This is a genomic window from Ruegeria sp. CDSC081 (assembly GCF_059610485.1).
Map to the genome: position 1 here is coordinate 356,524 of NZ_JBXWNS010000002.1, position 13,888 is coordinate 370,411.

General features: G+C 52.6%; 15 protein-coding genes. 8 read left to right on the forward strand and 7 right to left on the reverse strand.

All coding sequences use genetic code 11. From position 1 onward, the window contains the following. Positions 1-265 precede the first annotated feature (265 nt). Both AC2FH9_RS04740 and AC2FH9_RS04745 read left to right on the forward strand, forming a co-directional pair. The gene (locus AC2FH9_RS04740; protein ID WP_496690097.1) at positions 266-682 is read left to right on the forward strand and encodes a hypothetical protein; all 417 of its coding nucleotides are present in this window, start codon (positions 266-268) and stop codon (positions 680-682) included. Positions 683-854: 172 nt separating this feature from the next. After that, positions 855-1,055, forward strand: coding sequence for a hypothetical protein (locus AC2FH9_RS04745; RefSeq protein ID WP_496690096.1), 201 nt, complete (start codon positions 855-857; stop codon positions 1,053-1,055). A 55-nt stretch (positions 1,056-1,110) separates the two neighbouring features. Here AC2FH9_RS04745 and AC2FH9_RS04750 read toward each other — a convergent pair whose 3' ends face one another. Further along, positions 1,111-1,842, reverse strand: coding sequence for a Crp/Fnr family transcriptional regulator (locus tag AC2FH9_RS04750; RefSeq protein WP_496690095.1), 732 nt, complete (start codon positions 1,840-1,842; stop codon positions 1,111-1,113). A gap of 155 nt (positions 1,843-1,997) precedes the next feature. Between AC2FH9_RS04750 and AC2FH9_RS04755 the strand changes: the two genes are divergently transcribed. Continuing rightward, positions 1,998-2,234, forward strand: coding sequence for a hypothetical protein (locus tag AC2FH9_RS04755; RefSeq protein ID WP_496690094.1), 237 nt, complete (start codon positions 1,998-2,000; stop codon positions 2,232-2,234). 578 nt (positions 2,235-2,812) lie between these two features. On the opposite strand, the gene AC2FH9_RS04760 is transcribed toward AC2FH9_RS04755, so the two are convergent. The 3 genes from AC2FH9_RS04760 to AC2FH9_RS04770 all read right to left on the reverse strand — a co-directional run bounded on the left by AC2FH9_RS04760 (position 2,813) and on the right by AC2FH9_RS04770 (position 5,225). Then, the gene (locus tag AC2FH9_RS04760) at positions 2,813-2,944 is read right to left on the reverse strand and encodes a hypothetical protein (protein ID WP_268952749.1); all 132 of its coding nucleotides are present in this window, start codon (positions 2,942-2,944) and stop codon (positions 2,813-2,815) included. 146 nt (positions 2,945-3,090) lie between these two features. After that, a complete protein-coding gene (gene groL / locus AC2FH9_RS04765; protein WP_496870978.1) occupies positions 3,091-4,665 on the reverse strand; it encodes a chaperonin GroEL in 1,575 nt (524 codons plus the stop codon). 308 nt (positions 4,666-4,973) lie between these two features. Next, positions 4,974-5,225, reverse strand: coding sequence for a hypothetical protein (locus AC2FH9_RS04770; protein WP_496690092.1), 252 nt, complete (start codon positions 5,223-5,225; stop codon positions 4,974-4,976). A 609-nt stretch (positions 5,226-5,834) separates the two neighbouring features. Between AC2FH9_RS04770 and AC2FH9_RS04775 the strand changes: the two genes are divergently transcribed. Beyond that, on the forward strand, positions 5,835-7,022 hold the full coding sequence (locus tag AC2FH9_RS04775; protein WP_496870979.1) for a class I SAM-dependent methyltransferase: 1,188 nt from the start codon (positions 5,835-5,837) through the stop codon (positions 7,020-7,022). Between the two features lie 316 nt (positions 7,023-7,338). On the opposite strand, the gene AC2FH9_RS04780 is transcribed toward AC2FH9_RS04775, so the two are convergent. Next, positions 7,339-8,256: a LysR substrate-binding domain-containing protein gene (locus AC2FH9_RS04780; protein WP_496870980.1), complete on the reverse strand. Its 918-nt coding sequence runs from the start codon at positions 8,254-8,256 to the stop codon at positions 7,339-7,341. A gap of 51 nt (positions 8,257-8,307) precedes the next feature. On the opposite strand from AC2FH9_RS04780, the gene AC2FH9_RS04785 reads away from it, so the two are divergent. Continuing rightward, the gene (locus AC2FH9_RS04785; RefSeq protein WP_496870981.1) at positions 8,308-9,222 is read left to right on the forward strand and encodes an NAD(P)-dependent oxidoreductase; all 915 of its coding nucleotides are present in this window, start codon (positions 8,308-8,310) and stop codon (positions 9,220-9,222) included. Between the two features lie 140 nt (positions 9,223-9,362). Here the strand turns inward: AC2FH9_RS04785 and AC2FH9_RS04790 are convergent, their stop codons facing one another. Next, positions 9,363-9,692: an arsenate reductase family protein gene (locus tag AC2FH9_RS04790; protein WP_281973422.1), complete on the reverse strand. Its 330-nt coding sequence runs from the start codon at positions 9,690-9,692 to the stop codon at positions 9,363-9,365. Positions 9,693-10,002: 310 nt separating this feature from the next. Between AC2FH9_RS04790 and AC2FH9_RS04795 the strand changes: the two genes are divergently transcribed. Both AC2FH9_RS04795 and AC2FH9_RS04800 read left to right on the forward strand, forming a co-directional pair. Next, complete coding sequence (locus tag AC2FH9_RS04795; RefSeq protein WP_496870982.1) at positions 10,003-10,305, forward strand: SH3 domain-containing protein; 303 nt, start codon at positions 10,003-10,005, stop codon at positions 10,303-10,305. Between the two features lie 170 nt (positions 10,306-10,475). Further along, positions 10,476-11,233 (forward strand): IS5 family transposase gene (locus AC2FH9_RS04800; RefSeq protein ID WP_496870983.1). Its coding sequence is split into 2 segments (ribosomal slippage): positions 10,476-10,797 and positions 10,797-11,233, totalling 759 coding nucleotides; the frame shifts between segments, so codons are not numbered across the junction. 62 nt (positions 11,234-11,295) lie between these two features. Here the strand turns inward: AC2FH9_RS04800 and AC2FH9_RS04805 are convergent. After that, a complete protein-coding gene (locus AC2FH9_RS04805) occupies positions 11,296-12,297 on the reverse strand; it encodes an AraC family transcriptional regulator (RefSeq protein ID WP_496870984.1) in 1,002 nt (333 codons plus the stop codon). On the opposite strand from AC2FH9_RS04805, the gene AC2FH9_RS04810 reads away from it, so the two are divergent. Then, positions 12,287-13,837, forward strand: coding sequence for a metal-dependent hydrolase family protein (locus AC2FH9_RS04810; protein ID WP_496870985.1), 1,551 nt, complete (start codon positions 12,287-12,289; stop codon positions 13,835-13,837). The two genes, AC2FH9_RS04805 and AC2FH9_RS04810, sit on opposite strands and share 11 nt — an antisense overlap. Positions 13,838-13,888 lie beyond the last annotated feature (51 nt).

The following is a 13,888-nucleotide window of genomic DNA, read 5'->3' on the forward strand; positions in this document are numbered from 1 at the left end:
CACAGCACTTAGGGCTATATTATTCCCAACCCATGGGCTTTATGCTGATCGAAGTTAGCACCCATCAGGTTCTTTACTGTCAGGATGTGAGCAACAGCCTCACCCCCAACAACCGGGGCTTGAAGGTGGCGCATTCAGGTAGATGCAAGTCTGTGCGCCTTGCAGCAATCAAGCAATATTGAATGCGGTATCCAACGCGTTGGTCGGTATCTTTGTCCCAACGATTTTTGTCGAGCGCCGCTCCCCTAGTCCGAAAGGAAAAATCATGTCTGTATCAGATGTTCTTCGCCCGGATGGCTCCGACTACGACCCTTTCCTGCTTGCAGAAGTGGGTGAAGACAAAACCGGTGCAACAGTCACGGTTTTGTCAGCCCTTGCGCGTCTCGGGCTCGAGCCTTGGACCGAGGCTCGTGAGCTTGCACTTCTGGGCCGCGATGCAGCGCATGCCCGGCTGAAAGCACATCTTTCAACAGTCAGGGATGTACCCACGCTTGATCATGCGAGCGGCAGTGTGGCGACAAAGTTGGTGGCCTTGTTACCTAAGCGCGTGTCGCATCGCGTTTCGAAATTGCCTGAGACAATAAAGTATACCGGCCCCCGGATCCCGATCTATTGGATGCTAATTTCACTCATGGGCGCTCTGATACTTGCGCGGATCTTTTATCTGGCTCAAGCGGGCTAACCTGCGTCAGTACGAAGGCGCTCCGAAACCCGTTAGGTAACATGTGTCCGCTGTGTATTTGGTTGGCATTTTTTTTGAGTATCTGAGGGGCGCGGGGAACATGGAGTTCCCCAAAAGAGCTGTATGAGTCTCGTGCTTCTTATTCTCGGACCGTCCAGGAAAGGACATTCCAATGAATGATGAAGACCAGAGTCAGGAAAACCACACCGTCAAACACATGGCCTCCGTCAAGGCCGCCTGGGACCAAGCGCCTGAAGGCCCCAAAAAGGCGACGGCATTGAAACACTATCAGGCCGCTGAAAGTGCCCATGAAGCCGAAAATGACGAAGAGGCTCACAAGAAACTCAAGGAAGCCAGTCGGGCGCTGATGTAACGTCACCCGTTGGAGATGTAAGCAGGATCGTCCAAAACCAGATTGTGGGACCCAATCAGGCCAGAAGTGGCCGCTTCTGATCCAGATACGCTGGATCGAAATCCGCCAGTTTAACCAGACCCTCATAGTTATTGAACGTCACAAACCCATCCCGAAATGTAACCAACTCGTCCTCCCTGAGTTTGCGCAGGACGCGGTTGACGTGAATGGCGCTCAATCCCAGTGCATCGGCAAGATGGTACTGTGTGAGCGGGCAGGCATAACCTTTCTTGCTGCCCATCCCTACAAGCGACAGCCTGACTCCTAGTTCCAGTAGGAAATGTGCCATGCGCGCATCCGCATCACGCCGTCCAAGCCCGACAAGATGTTCGACAACCATCGCTTCGTCGCGTGACACGGCCCATAAAATTGCAGTGGCCAGCCGAGGTGTCTCTGCGAAGGTTTGCAAAAGATCACTCACCAGAACCTCGGCGGCTTCGATATCAACAATCGGCTCAATGCCATGGTCTGACGTGTGCAACAAAACGCTGCGCAGCCCAAGGAAATCCCCTGGAATCTGGAAATCGACGATTTGGCGTGATCCGTCAGGCTGAATCTTATATGAAACAACCCAGCCAGCGGCGAGGATATAGGCAGCCTGTTCCGATTGTCCCTGATGAACAAGATCTCGGCCAGCCTCAAAGGTTCTCCTCCGCTGGTGCAATTGTTCCAAAACGGCCAGTTCCGCCTCTGCCAAGGCAACAAATGCCGAGAGTTTCTGTGTTAGCGGGCTGGTGTTGGTGTTCATCGTTGGATTTCCCCGAGCCTGCAAAGACTCTACGAAGAATTTGGTATTGAGGCTACTTTCGATCAGTCCAAAATACCAAAACTCATGTGACAATAGAAAAACCATCACCACCTCGCCTGGTCACGAATCCAATGACTTTAAAAGGAATGACCCCAATGTCAGACCACCAAGATCCCGCAGGCATGGCTGCACTCTCGATCTGCGAGGCTCTTCTACTTGCCTTGAACGATCTCAATCTTCTTCAGGAACGTGAGATCGTCGGGGTTTTGCGCGATGCTGCCGTGACCCACGAGTGTGCCAATGGTTCGGAATTAGAGCTAGAAACCCATTCGGCAGTCGCCAAATTGATCAACGAGATTATTATCAGCGGTAACTTTTCGCGCCGATCTTAGATCACGCGGCCGGGTACTTGGACGTCCTGTTGTTCGTGTTTCTACCGACGATGCTCCTCGCTGCAATTGCCGGCATGTGGTTCTTTCACATGCAACACCAGTTCGAAAAAACCAGTTGGCAGCGGGAGCATGATTGGAACGTTCAGAATGCGGCGCTTGAAGGTAGTTCAAACTAAGCACTGCCCGGAATGCTGAGCTAGATCACCGGGAAAGTCTGAGTTCACCATGTTCATAATCTGGCCAGCCGTATCCCGTTCTATCGTCTTCTCGAGGTCCTTCGAGGTCATGACGTCCTTGCCAACACCCGGCGCAACACTCTCCGCGATAGCTTGCGCTTCACAAGCCTCGCGCTCTGGGAGGAATCCTAACGCATCGTTATAGTGAGTTATGAATCAATCCGGGTATAGATCAGAAACTTCAGAAACCAAATTGCGAAGCATGCCAAAAGCGGCGCTCCAATGGCCTTCGGACACCATGGGCCGGAGTTGCGGCTATTGCCCATGTCTCCATCCCTTCCTGACGACGGGAATCCTGCACGCACCGCCTTGGTTGCAATCTTCGTCTTGCGACAATGGAAATTACTTTTTCTTACTCCCTATCTTGACCGGCTTCTGACCCTTTGAGAAATCGGCCGTCGCCACGATTTTTTCCTTTGCTTTCTTTGGTTTTTTAACTTCGCGGTTGCCGCGCCTCTTGTCACCTTTTGACATCTGAGTTCCTTTCAGTTTGGATTCTCTCAATACGTTTGCATGTCACAGACCAACCGACTGCATTGTGGTGGTCCCGTAGTTGGGTCAAAAGACCTGCGTCACGCCCTCAAGGATCCCAAATCTGACGCAGTTCCAGACCTGTAGGGTTATTGTGCGACCATCGCCTCGGTTGTGATCAGAAGGCTTGCAATCGACGCCGCATCTTCCAGAGCAACCCGGACAACTTTGGTGGGGTCAATGATCCCCGCTTTCAACATGTCGACATAAGTTTCCGTTTGAGCGTCGAACCCGAAGGATGGGTTTTCGCTTTCGATGATCTTTGCCGCGACGACCGATCCGTCCACGCCGGCATTTTCGACAATCTGGCGCAGCGGTGCCTGGATTGATCGCCGGACGATCCTGATGCCGGCATCCTGGTCGGAGTTGGCACCTTTAAGGGTCGCAAGCGCTTTGTCTGAATGGAGCAGCGCAACACCACCGCCTGGAACAACACCTTCCTGAACCGCTGCGCGAGTGGCGTTCAACGCGTCGTCAACCCGGTCTTTGCGTTCCGTAACCTCAATCTCCGTGGCCCCTCCGACCCGGATGATGGCGACCCCGCCTGCCAGTTTAGCAAGACGATTCTGCAGCTTTTCCCGTTCGTAGTCGGACGTCGTATCTTCGATTTGGGAGCGAATCCGGGCGACCCGTGAAGAGATTGCTGATTTGTCGCCCGCGCCATCAATGACGGTCGTATCGTCCTTGGAGATGACGACTTTTTTTGCGGCACCGAGCATGCCCAGCGTGACGGTTTCAAGCTTGGTCCCCAAATCGGTCGAGATCACTTGGCCACCCGTCAGGATCGCGAGATCCTCCAGCATCTCCCTGCGGCTATCCCCAAACCCAGGCGCCTTCACGGCGGCTACTTTCAATCCGCCTCGAAGCTTGTTGACCACAAGCATGGCCAGCGCATCGCCCTCCACGTCCTCGGCAAGAACCAGAAGCTGCTTTTCGGCTTCCATGACTGCTTCGAGCAACGGCACCATGTCGGCAAGAGACGACAACTTGCTCTCGTGGAACAGGATAACGCAGTCTTCCAGCTCTACGCACATCTTGACCACATTTGTTATGAAATATGGGCTAAGGTAACCGCGATCGAAATTCATACCTTCGACCACTTCGGTTTCGGTCTCCAATCCCTTGCTCTCTTCAACCGTGATTACGCCTTCAATGCCGACCGCAGCCATCGCATGGGCGATCTGACGGCCAATCGCTACATCTCCGTTGGCGGAAATAGCCCCTACCTTCGCAATTTCAGCACTGTCGCCAACCGGTCGGGACAGGTCCTTGATCTTTGCGACGACGACCCGGACGGCTTGTTCAATACCTCGCTTCAGATCCATCGGATTCATGCCAGCGGAAACGGCCTTCATCCCTTCCTTGACGATTGCCTGAGCCAGAACGGTAGCAGTGGTTGTGCCATCGCCAGCCTCTTCGTTGGTGCGGGACGCGACTTCCTTCACCATCTGGGCTCCCATGTTTTCAAAGTGATCCGGAAGCTCGAATTCTTTGGCAACAGTAACGCCATCCTTGGTGATACGCGGGGCACCGTGGGATCTGTCCAAAATGACGTTACGACCTTTGGGACCAAGAGTTATCCTGACGGTGTTCGCCAGCATGTTGATCCCTGTTAGGATTCGGTTGCGCGCATCAGCACTGAATTTGACGTCATTGGCGGACATGTCGGGAACTCCCTGAGACAAGGATTGGATGATGGTCTGCAGCGTCGGAAAAGACCGACTGGTCCATGGTCTTTTCGTCTTCGTCGAAAAGGCGACGTCGAGTGAATGGCCTCGAAGCACTCCTTTTTAAGGTTTGCCGAGCAGAACAGCACTGGACGGAGGCGTGCTGATCGAGTGAGTTTCATTCGGGCGGGAGCGGTGGCGATTTCTTTTTCGGGTCCACTTCAAAGGTCGGGAGCCAAACCACTACCGCGCGGTGTCACAAACATCGAACCGTGTTTTTGGTGACTATGATCGCGTTAATCAAGTCAGCAACGGCCTGATGGCATTTTGTTTCCAATCCTATTGTTGGAGCGTTTTCGTGAGCCGTCGCCGCGGCGCGTAATACCCTCGCGACATGGCGTTCCGGAAGCAATTTTTTGATTATTCAAGGAGAGCGACGGTGCCTCGCTGGTCGAGAGTGCCGCCATTCCTGCAAACTCTGTTGGGTCAGACATCATGGGCGGTTCCTGTTGCGTGAATTCATCAGGATCAGAATTGGGCCCGATGAATTCAAACATCGTTGCAGAATTTTCTGCATGTTGGACTGATTGAAAGCAGCTTCACGGCGAATTTTCTTATGAAATTTTCATCGCACTTAGAGTACTCAATAAAAACAAGCGAAAACAGGCCTCTCATTCGAAAACTATCTGCAATCGTCGCTCTTTCGGGTGCTGAACGGTTGTTTGCAAACTTTTAAAACGGCCAGAGTTAGCGACATGCTGGACACATTTGTCCAGCGATCACAGCAAACAACCGAAAGCCCGAAGTTGTAGCGCTAGAGAACTGCTTCATTCAGATCATATGGACGACTTCGATGCCATCCGGCTTAGCGGGTGCGGATGCGAAGGATCCGAACACACACATGCGCGGAACACACAGATATGTTTAGTCCATGCGGCAGGAATTCAGCGCAGGGCGCTTTTTCGATTATGCTCGCGCGGCGATCATCGGCGAGTATTTGGGAACATACCTAATCAATGTGGCATGATCTACGCGCATGACCGACTGCTCTGCGGGCTAAGCGGACATAATATGCTCCTTCAACTTGTGCCATCGCCATGGAGTGTAGTCTAATCTTGGGAGCATTGGAGGATGTCACATTGTGGGTGTCGTTGCTTGACCGCCTTTTGACCAAGATCATCCAGGAAGGTGAGCTTGCGGTGACTTGGCCGGATGGGCGTTGTAGCACCTATGGCCGCGGAAAAGGACCCAGTTCAGCCATAACCCTCCACGACAAAGCGCTTCCGCGCAAATTGGTAATGAACGGCGATCTCGCCTTGGGCGAAGCCTATATGGATGAGACTCTAACAATTTCGCAAAACGATTTACGCGGCTTTGTTTCGCTAATTGTGCGCAATGCAAACAACTATGGTGGTGGGCGTTACGGCACGTCGGTTACAGGGCTGCGCAAGTCACTTAGACGTATCGCACAGTATAATCCCGTTCATATCGCGCGCAGAAATGTCGAACATCATTATGACCTTTCCGCTGATCTCTATGAACTTTTTCTCGACCAGGACCTTCAATATACCTGCGCCTTTTTCTCAGACCCGGGGCAAAGCATCGAAGAGGCCCAGGTAGCAAAGAAGGTGCACATAGCCAAGAAGCTCTTAATCGAACCAGGAATGACAGTGATGGATATCGGCTGTGGTTGGGGCGGCATGTCAATTACCTTGGCGCGAGACTATGGAGCGAAGGTGGTTGGTGTGACCTTGTCCAAAGTGCAGTTGGAATATGCAAAAAGAAGAGCCGAAGCGGCAGGTGTCGGGAATATGGTCGAATTCCGCCTGATCGACTATCGGGACGTCAACGAAGAATTTGATCGTATCGTTGTGGTCGGAATGATGGAGCACGTTGGTCGGCCCCAATATCCAACTTTCTTTCGCAAGCTGCGTGAGAATCTGAAACCGGATGGCGTCGCATTGGTGCATACAATCGGTCGATCCACCCCACCCGGTCGAACGTCACCATGGATTCACAAATACATTTTTCCCGGCGGATATGCACCATCAATGTCCGAAGCCATGAAGGAGATTGAAAAGCAGGACTTGGTGACCACAGATGTTGAAGTCTGGCGCGGCCACTACGCGCGAACGCTTCAATGTTGGCAGGAAAAGTTCGAGGCCAATCTGGAATCGATCCGCGACCTCTACGATGATCGGTTTCTGCGAATGTGGCGATACTATCTGATCGTATCCGAGATGGCCTTTTCGGAACAGGGCTTGGTTGTATTTCAGTTTCAGTTAAGCCGAGGTCAGATGGTTGTGCCTGTAACCAGGGATTATCTGTGCAAAACGTCTAATCACTCGGGTTGACGGTCGTGGGAGTCAGCTGTTCAAAGATACGGCGAAGGAGCCGGTGCGGGCATCGAGAACAATAGAACTTAACGTGAAAACATCGAGAAAAAAGGGTTCCGCTTTGGGCTTAGATCGGTCATCGACAGGCAGTACAACTTCACCTTTCTCAGACAAAACCTGACTGTCGCGCACCGGCCCACACCGGACCTTCGCCCCTGCCATTAACGCAGCGGTGCGGCATCCACAGAGCGGACCTTCAGTCGTAGCGCAGCATTGTCGGGTCGTTACCTTGTAAGCCAGACCCTATTTGACTCTAACCGGTGCTCTTTATCGTCTACAACAGGTGAGCGGGCGGCCATCGGAACAGGCTTTTTTCATATTCGGTAATTGATTTTGAAAGCCACTGTATGAACAGTTTTGCCACTGGCCGAACCGGACCAGACAGCGTGACAAGGTAATAGCCGATCCGTGGTATTGGATCATCAAACAGCGCCACGAGTTGTCCTGACTTCAACTCGTCAGAGACAAAGGCCGGTACTGTCGCCCCGATACCGTCACCTCGGCGGATGCCATCCAACAGCATGTTGCCCGGCATGCGGATCACTTTCCGTTCCGCTTCGGGCGGGATGCCAGCCTTTTCCAGCCACAGATCAAACTCGACCGACGCCTGTTCCTGAAGAAGTGTGAAATCAAGCAATTCTACAGGGTTTTTGAGCACCCTGTTTCCGATCAGTTCGCGGGACGCGACGACCGTCAGACAACCAGGTAGCAGTATCTGCGAGACAAGCCCTGGCCAGCGACCTGTTCCGTATCGGATCGCCATATCAATTCCGCCCGGCTTGAGATCGACAGCCTGGATCGTTGAATCGATCCTCAATTCGATATTGGGGAATTCATCAATGAACGTCGACAGCCGCGCCATGAGGAACGCGCTTGAAAACATCGGAGTCGCGCTGACCACCAACGGTCGAACCGACTCTGCACTTGTCACCCTCTCGGTCACAGAGGCCATTTCAGCGAAGGCTTCAAGCAAACCAGCCGACAGGAATTCGCCTTGCGATGTCAGAGAAATACCGTGCCGGGTACGAGTGATAAGCCGGGTGCCGAGTTGTTGTTCTAGCCCGCGGATTTGCTGGCTGACTGCGGAATGGGTCACGTTCAGTGCCTCTGCCGCCCGGGTCAGATTTTGAAACTCGGCGGCGGCGGCGAAAGCTCTGAGAGATGTCAACGAGGGAAGCGTGCGCCAATCCATAAGTTAGACCATCTAACAATATAGAAAAATATACAACTATGTCATCTCCCCATGCCGGCGCATGCTGGTGCTGGAACTCATTGGCGGACACAGGAGGCTAAGATCATGAAACTTGCTGTATTGGGACTGGGCAACATGGGGTCAGCGCTGGCGCATTGCCTGCTCAAGTCAGGTCACGATGTCAGCGTTTGGAACCGCACGCCGGAAAAGGCAGAGGTTTTCGCTGAGGTTGGCGCCACCATCTGCTCCTCACCGAATGATGCCATCGCGGCGTCTGATTTTGTCATCATTTGTATCAAGAGCCACACGGAAACAGTTGAACTAGTCAACGGGCTGAGTGTTTCGCTAGAGGGTAAGACTATCTGCGACATGAGCACCGGCGAAACCTTGGATGCCGATAGACTGGTCGCCATCCTGGAGAAACAGGGGGCTGGCTACATGCTTGGCATGATCAATGCCTACCCTTCTGGCATTGGCGGTGACGAAACCACAATCCTGACGGTCGGCAGTGCCGGAACCTGGGACCGTTATGGCAGCGTCATCGGAAACTTGGGTGGAAAGTCCGCCCATGTTGGAGAGAAGCCAGCGGCGCTTGCCGCGCTCTTCGCCGGCCTCTTCACGGTTCGGCAGGGGTTTATGTTCGGAATGATATACGGTGCACTTGTTTGTCAGAAAGCGGGCATCCCGATGCAAGTTTATGCCGACCAACTTCCTGCCACGATCAAATTGGTCAAGGACTACCATGATCTCTTTGCCAGAACCGTTCCGACCGAGGATTACGACAATGCAGAAGCCTCTCTGAAGGTTTACGCGATGGCGCAAGAGGATGCGTTGAAGACCTATCTCTCACTTAATGCTCCCGCTGATTTCATCCGGTTGATGCATGACCGAACCAAGACGGCTTGGGACGATGGCCATGGCGACAGACAGCTGACCTCACTGGTCCAGCATATGACCGATGCCTGATGCAAAAAGGCTCTCCGCCCATTGCAGACGTTCTGCAGCTACCACGATCTACCGAACGGCACTCCGAAAGCGGGCATTCGGCCCTGTGCAGCATTTCAGCGGGTTTCGTTCAGCTAATTATGCATTTTTTGTTTAAAAACTCAGCTCTGTAGCAAAGCGACTTGAATCGTCTCATCCCAGCCAAGATACAACACATCCCGATCGCGTATTACCGGGCGCGCCATCACCTTGGGTTGGGCTGAAATCTGTGCCTCTACTTCCGAATTTTTTAGCCAGTCATTAAGCGCTCGGTAATCGTTCGATTTTCGGTCCACCAGCAAGTCCCCGAATTCTGCAATCAGCTCAGCCAGCTCCGCTTCGGTCAGAGGTTCCGCCCTGACATCGCGGAAAGTAACTTCCTTGCCTTCTGCCTCCAACGCCTTTCGGGCCTTCTGGCAAATCGCGCAGGTGTTCAATCCATAGATCATCATGTCGCGGTCTCTTTTGCGGCCATCTCGCAACCTCACGCATCAACCCCTCCAACGCAACCATTTGATCTGGCATAGCTGCCCACATGTATCCCACGCTACGAACATTGTTCGTCGTTCCTTGAGGTTTCTGGATCAACCCATTCCAGTAAATCGCCTGACAATCGAGATACTGCGTTGCGGCCCTTCGAACCGGGCGTGGCAGTCATAGCCACCAGACTTTGGCCAATTTGCGCATTCCTGTCTTAGGGTTATTCCTCTTGGTGAGCTGAATCGCTACGATTGTAGATGAGGCAACAAGCAGGATAACGCGATGCACAGTGCAATCTTCTTACCCGTAGCGGCAATGTTCCTGGGGGCCACAATATACGCTGCACCAGCAACGGCTGCCTCACTCGGACGATACGAGGTTTTTGGCGTCGAAGACGGTGACATGCTGAAAATGCGTGGTGGACCCGGAACAGGCTACAATGTGATTGTTGGTCTGCCAAATGGAACCGCCTTACGTGTTCACAGTTGCGAGCAAACCGGTGGCACTCGTTGGTGCCGCGTTTCTTTGGTGCGTGCGCGTGGGCTCAAAGGGTATGTCTCCTGGGCATATTTGCGAAAAATTTGATACAATGGAGATCAGCATTGCCATGTTAACAGCGACCATGAAATGTCGATGGAAATTGCCCTTTCTGTTCAATTGGCATCGTTCAACATGGGCTTAGGTTCTGGACCTATTAATTTGGTTGCCGTCATCCCGCCTGCGTGATTCATACCCGTGAGTTTCAGGGGTATAACATGAGCAATCTATTCTGGTTGACTGACGAGCAGATGGCGCGGCTTCAGCCTTACTTTCCAAAGAGCCATGGTAAGCCGAGGGTTGATGATCGGCGCGTTTTGAGTGGAATTATCTTCATCAATCGCAATGGGTTACGCTGGTCCGATGCGCCGCGCGAATATGGGTCGCCAAAGACACTGTACAATCGCTGGAAACGATGGAGCGATATGGGTGTGTTCGCTCGGATCATGAACGGGTTGGCTGCGCAGGGAACCGATCATAAGACCATCAAGATTGACGCAACATACCTCAAAGCGCACCGCACGGCTTCCAGCCTGCGGTTGAAAAAGGGGGGCGTGGCAGGCTGATAGGGCGCACCAAGGGTGGTATGAATACGAAACTGCACGCTGTTACTGACAGTCTGGGACGCCCTATCCGTTTTTTCATATCCGCTGGGCAGGTGAGCGATTACACGGGCGCCAGGGCTCTGGTGAACAGTCTGCCATCGGCTGACTGGCTGCTGGGAGATCGAGGCTATGACGCCGACTGGTTCCGCGAAGCCCTTAATGACAGGGGAATAAAGCCCTGTATCCCAGGTCGAAAGTCACGCGACAAGCCCGTCCGATACGACAAGCGCCGCTACAAACGACGCAACCGCATTGAGATCATGTTCGGACGCCTGAAGGATTGGCGGCGCGTCGCCACCCGATATGACAGATGCCCAAAGGTATTCCTCTCGGCCATCGCTCTCGCTGCTACAGTCCTATTCTGGCTGTAAATCAATGAGTCTGGAGCCTAATCGTACGTTCCCAACCAAGTTTTCTTTTGGCTCGACCACATTTACTTGCTTCGGAACTTAGTCGGTGTCATTCCGGTTTGACCTCGGAAAAAGCGAGTGAAATGGGACTTGTCGGAATAGCCGAGCATCAGACCAATCTCCGCAATTGTCATCTTGTCTTCTTTGAGGTGCTCTTTGGCGACATCGACACGCAGCCGTTTGATTTCACGGGGTAGCGTTGTGCCTTGTTGTTGAAGCGCTTTCAGAAACCGTTCCGGTTGTATTCCCAGCATTCCAGCCACCATCTCAGGTCCCAAATCGGTTTCATCTAGTTTGTCGCGTAAGACAGAGCGCAAAGCTGCCACCACGGTTACTTCTTCCTCTTGTTGAGGTGAAGCTATGGGCTTGGCAGAGCCCTCAGAGACATGGTGCAAAAACAACCATCCCACAGGAAAACTAATTTGCATTCCGGGATCAGTCCCAAGGCCAACCTCGATCCCTTTGTAGTCGATAGGCAGCCCATTGATGTATCTGCTTTCCCATCGCACACGCGAAGAATCCCAAGAATCTCCGACGACGGTCTGCAATAGGCGTACATAGATTGCGGCACCAAAACCGGTCACCTGAATGGGTGGGACAGTTGGTTCCTGTTGCCTCTCGATACGATAAGTCGCCTTGTCTGCTTCAATCACAAGGCTGTGCCGCACAGAATTGGACTCCTGCGGTACGAGCCCAACAAAGCGGGTAAAAAACTCGAATAACGTTTTCGTAGATTGCAAGGCTTGAGAGAAGGGCGGCCATCCTTGTAGGTCAAACGCCTCCCCTACATTCAGTCCTAGATATCGATCCCCTGATACTTCTGAGAAGGCATTCACCAAACCGTAGACCAGCTCTGAGTGAACGAAGACGGATGGGTCCGACAGCAGTTCGGCTTTCAATCCGACTTGGTCCAATGCTGGTTGCGGATTGATCTTGCGTTCGGTGAGATATTGCAAAAACGGAGCGGCTAAGGAGAGGCGAATAAAGCCCTCGCTATGCTCTTGAGAGGTGGAGTTGAAAGGCAAGCTCGTCACCCTTGTGATGATTGGTCGATTTATTCAGTGGCCATTTTTACGATCACATTCGAACATGCCAATTCAAAAGTGGCAACCGAGGCAAAGTTTTCCGGGCTACAGTTGGCAAAACATGAATATGAAGGGAGTACTTATGTCCGGTCTACGAATGTCGCTTTGCTCGACGGTAATTGTCGCTGCAGGTCTTTCTTTTTCAGCGTCCGCGCAGGCTCAAGATCAAGAAGAACCCCAAACGTTGTTTACCAACGTGCACATCTTCGATGGCGTGAATGAACAGCGTATCGAGAATGCCAGCGTATTGGTCGAGGGCAACCTGATTAAGTCCGTATCAACCGATGCGATCGATGCCCCCAATGCTACGGTCATCGACGGAGAAGGGCGGACGCTGACCCCGGGCTTCATTGAAAATCATGCACATCTGATGCTGCCCGGGCCCACATTGCCGGCAATGGAAGCCAACAGCACTTGGGAAGATCTTGCCATTCACGGCACTCAAATGGCTGAGATGTACTTCATGCAAGGTTTTACCACCGTAAGAGATGCGGGTGGCGCTAATGGAGGTCTTCGGCGCGCAATAGACTCCGGTACCATTGCCGGGCCGCGTTTCTATCCCGCGGCTGCCTTCCTAAGTACGCGTGGTGGTCATGCTGATTTCGCCAACTTTACAGCACCTGTTGGCCAGTCTTCAAATTTCAGCCGCCTGAATATGGCCCAAGAAGTCGACAGTGTCTCCGAAATGTACAAGTTTGCTCGTAACAACTTCCGGATGGGAGCAACACAACTGAAGTACATGCAATCAGGCGGTGTAGTTTCAGTGTTTGACCCGTGGCAGTTGTTGGCTGGATCGACGGCAGAGTTAGAAGCGGCCGTGCAGGTTGCCAACGAATACGAAAGCTACGTCATGGCCCATTCCTACCGCAAGGAAACGATCATGGCGGCACTGAATGCTGGTGTGCGATCAATTGAACACGGGTTCATGTTTGATTGTGAAATATCAGCGCTGATGGAAGAGAAAGGAGCCTACATCACAACCAATCTCACGGCATTTGATCCAAATCTCTTCGATATTCCTGCCATTCGAGATGTCCCAGCCAGCTTACGAAAGGCACAGTCCGCTACGCAGGCTTTCGGCGACTACATAAAAAACATGAATGAGTGTCCAGCTAAAAGAGGGTTTCACACGGATTGCGTCGGTTCTGTAGCAGCTTGCAATATTCAAATTGCCTATGAAAAGCATCTCAATAATGAGTTCTTTGGCTCCCACGCCTCTTTGGTCGCAATGACATCTACTGGCGGTGAAATCGCTGCTTTGTCCGGGCCGTTCATGAACCCCTATCCCGAAGGCAAACTGGGTGTGATCGAGGAAGGCGCCTATGCAGACATCCTGCTGATCGATGGTAACCCACTAGAAGACTTCTCGGTTGTTGGCACGGGTGATCAGTGGTTTGGTGCCGATCCGAGGCCGGAAAGCCCTGAAACGATCCGGCTGATCATGAAGGACGGTGTGATATACAAAAATACACTGAATTGACCCCAAAACTCGACCGGAGAGTATTCATGTTCCTTTGGTTTCGTTCCGTCT

Excerpts from the sequence above, each read along its gene's own strand:
- AC2FH9_RS04745 (WP_496690096.1), top strand. The coding sequence starts at position 855 with ATGAATGATGAAGACCAGAGTCAGGAAAACCACACCGTCAAACACATG.
- AC2FH9_RS04785 (WP_496870981.1), top strand. The coding sequence starts at position 8,308 with ATGCCGGCGCATGCTGGTGCTGGAACTCATTGGCGGACACAGGAGGCT.
- AC2FH9_RS04755 (WP_496690094.1), top strand. The coding sequence starts at position 1,998 with ATGTCAGACCACCAAGATCCCGCAGGCATGGCTGCACTCTCGATCTGC.
- AC2FH9_RS04790 (WP_281973422.1), bottom strand. The coding sequence starts at position 9,692 with ATGATGATCTATGGATTGAACACCTGCGCGATTTGCCAGAAGGCCCGA.
- AC2FH9_RS04750 (WP_496690095.1), bottom strand. The coding sequence starts at position 1,842 with ATGAACACCAACACCAGCCCGCTAACACAGAAACTCTCGGCATTTGTT.
- groL (WP_496870978.1), bottom strand. The coding sequence starts at position 4,665 with ATGTCCGCCAATGACGTCAAATTCAGTGCTGATGCGCGCAACCGAATC.
- AC2FH9_RS04760 (WP_268952749.1), bottom strand. The coding sequence starts at position 2,944 with ATGTCAAAAGGTGACAAGAGGCGCGGCAACCGCGAAGTTAAAAAACCA.
- AC2FH9_RS04740 (WP_496690097.1), top strand. The coding sequence starts at position 266 with ATGTCTGTATCAGATGTTCTTCGCCCGGATGGCTCCGACTACGACCCT.
- AC2FH9_RS04770 (WP_496690092.1), bottom strand. The coding sequence starts at position 5,225 with ATGTTTGAATTCATCGGGCCCAATTCTGATCCTGATGAATTCACGCAA.
- AC2FH9_RS04780 (WP_496870980.1), bottom strand. The coding sequence starts at position 8,256 with ATGGATTGGCGCACGCTTCCCTCGTTGACATCTCTCAGAGCTTTCGCC.
- AC2FH9_RS04795 (WP_496870982.1), top strand. The coding sequence starts at position 10,003 with ATGCACAGTGCAATCTTCTTACCCGTAGCGGCAATGTTCCTGGGGGCC.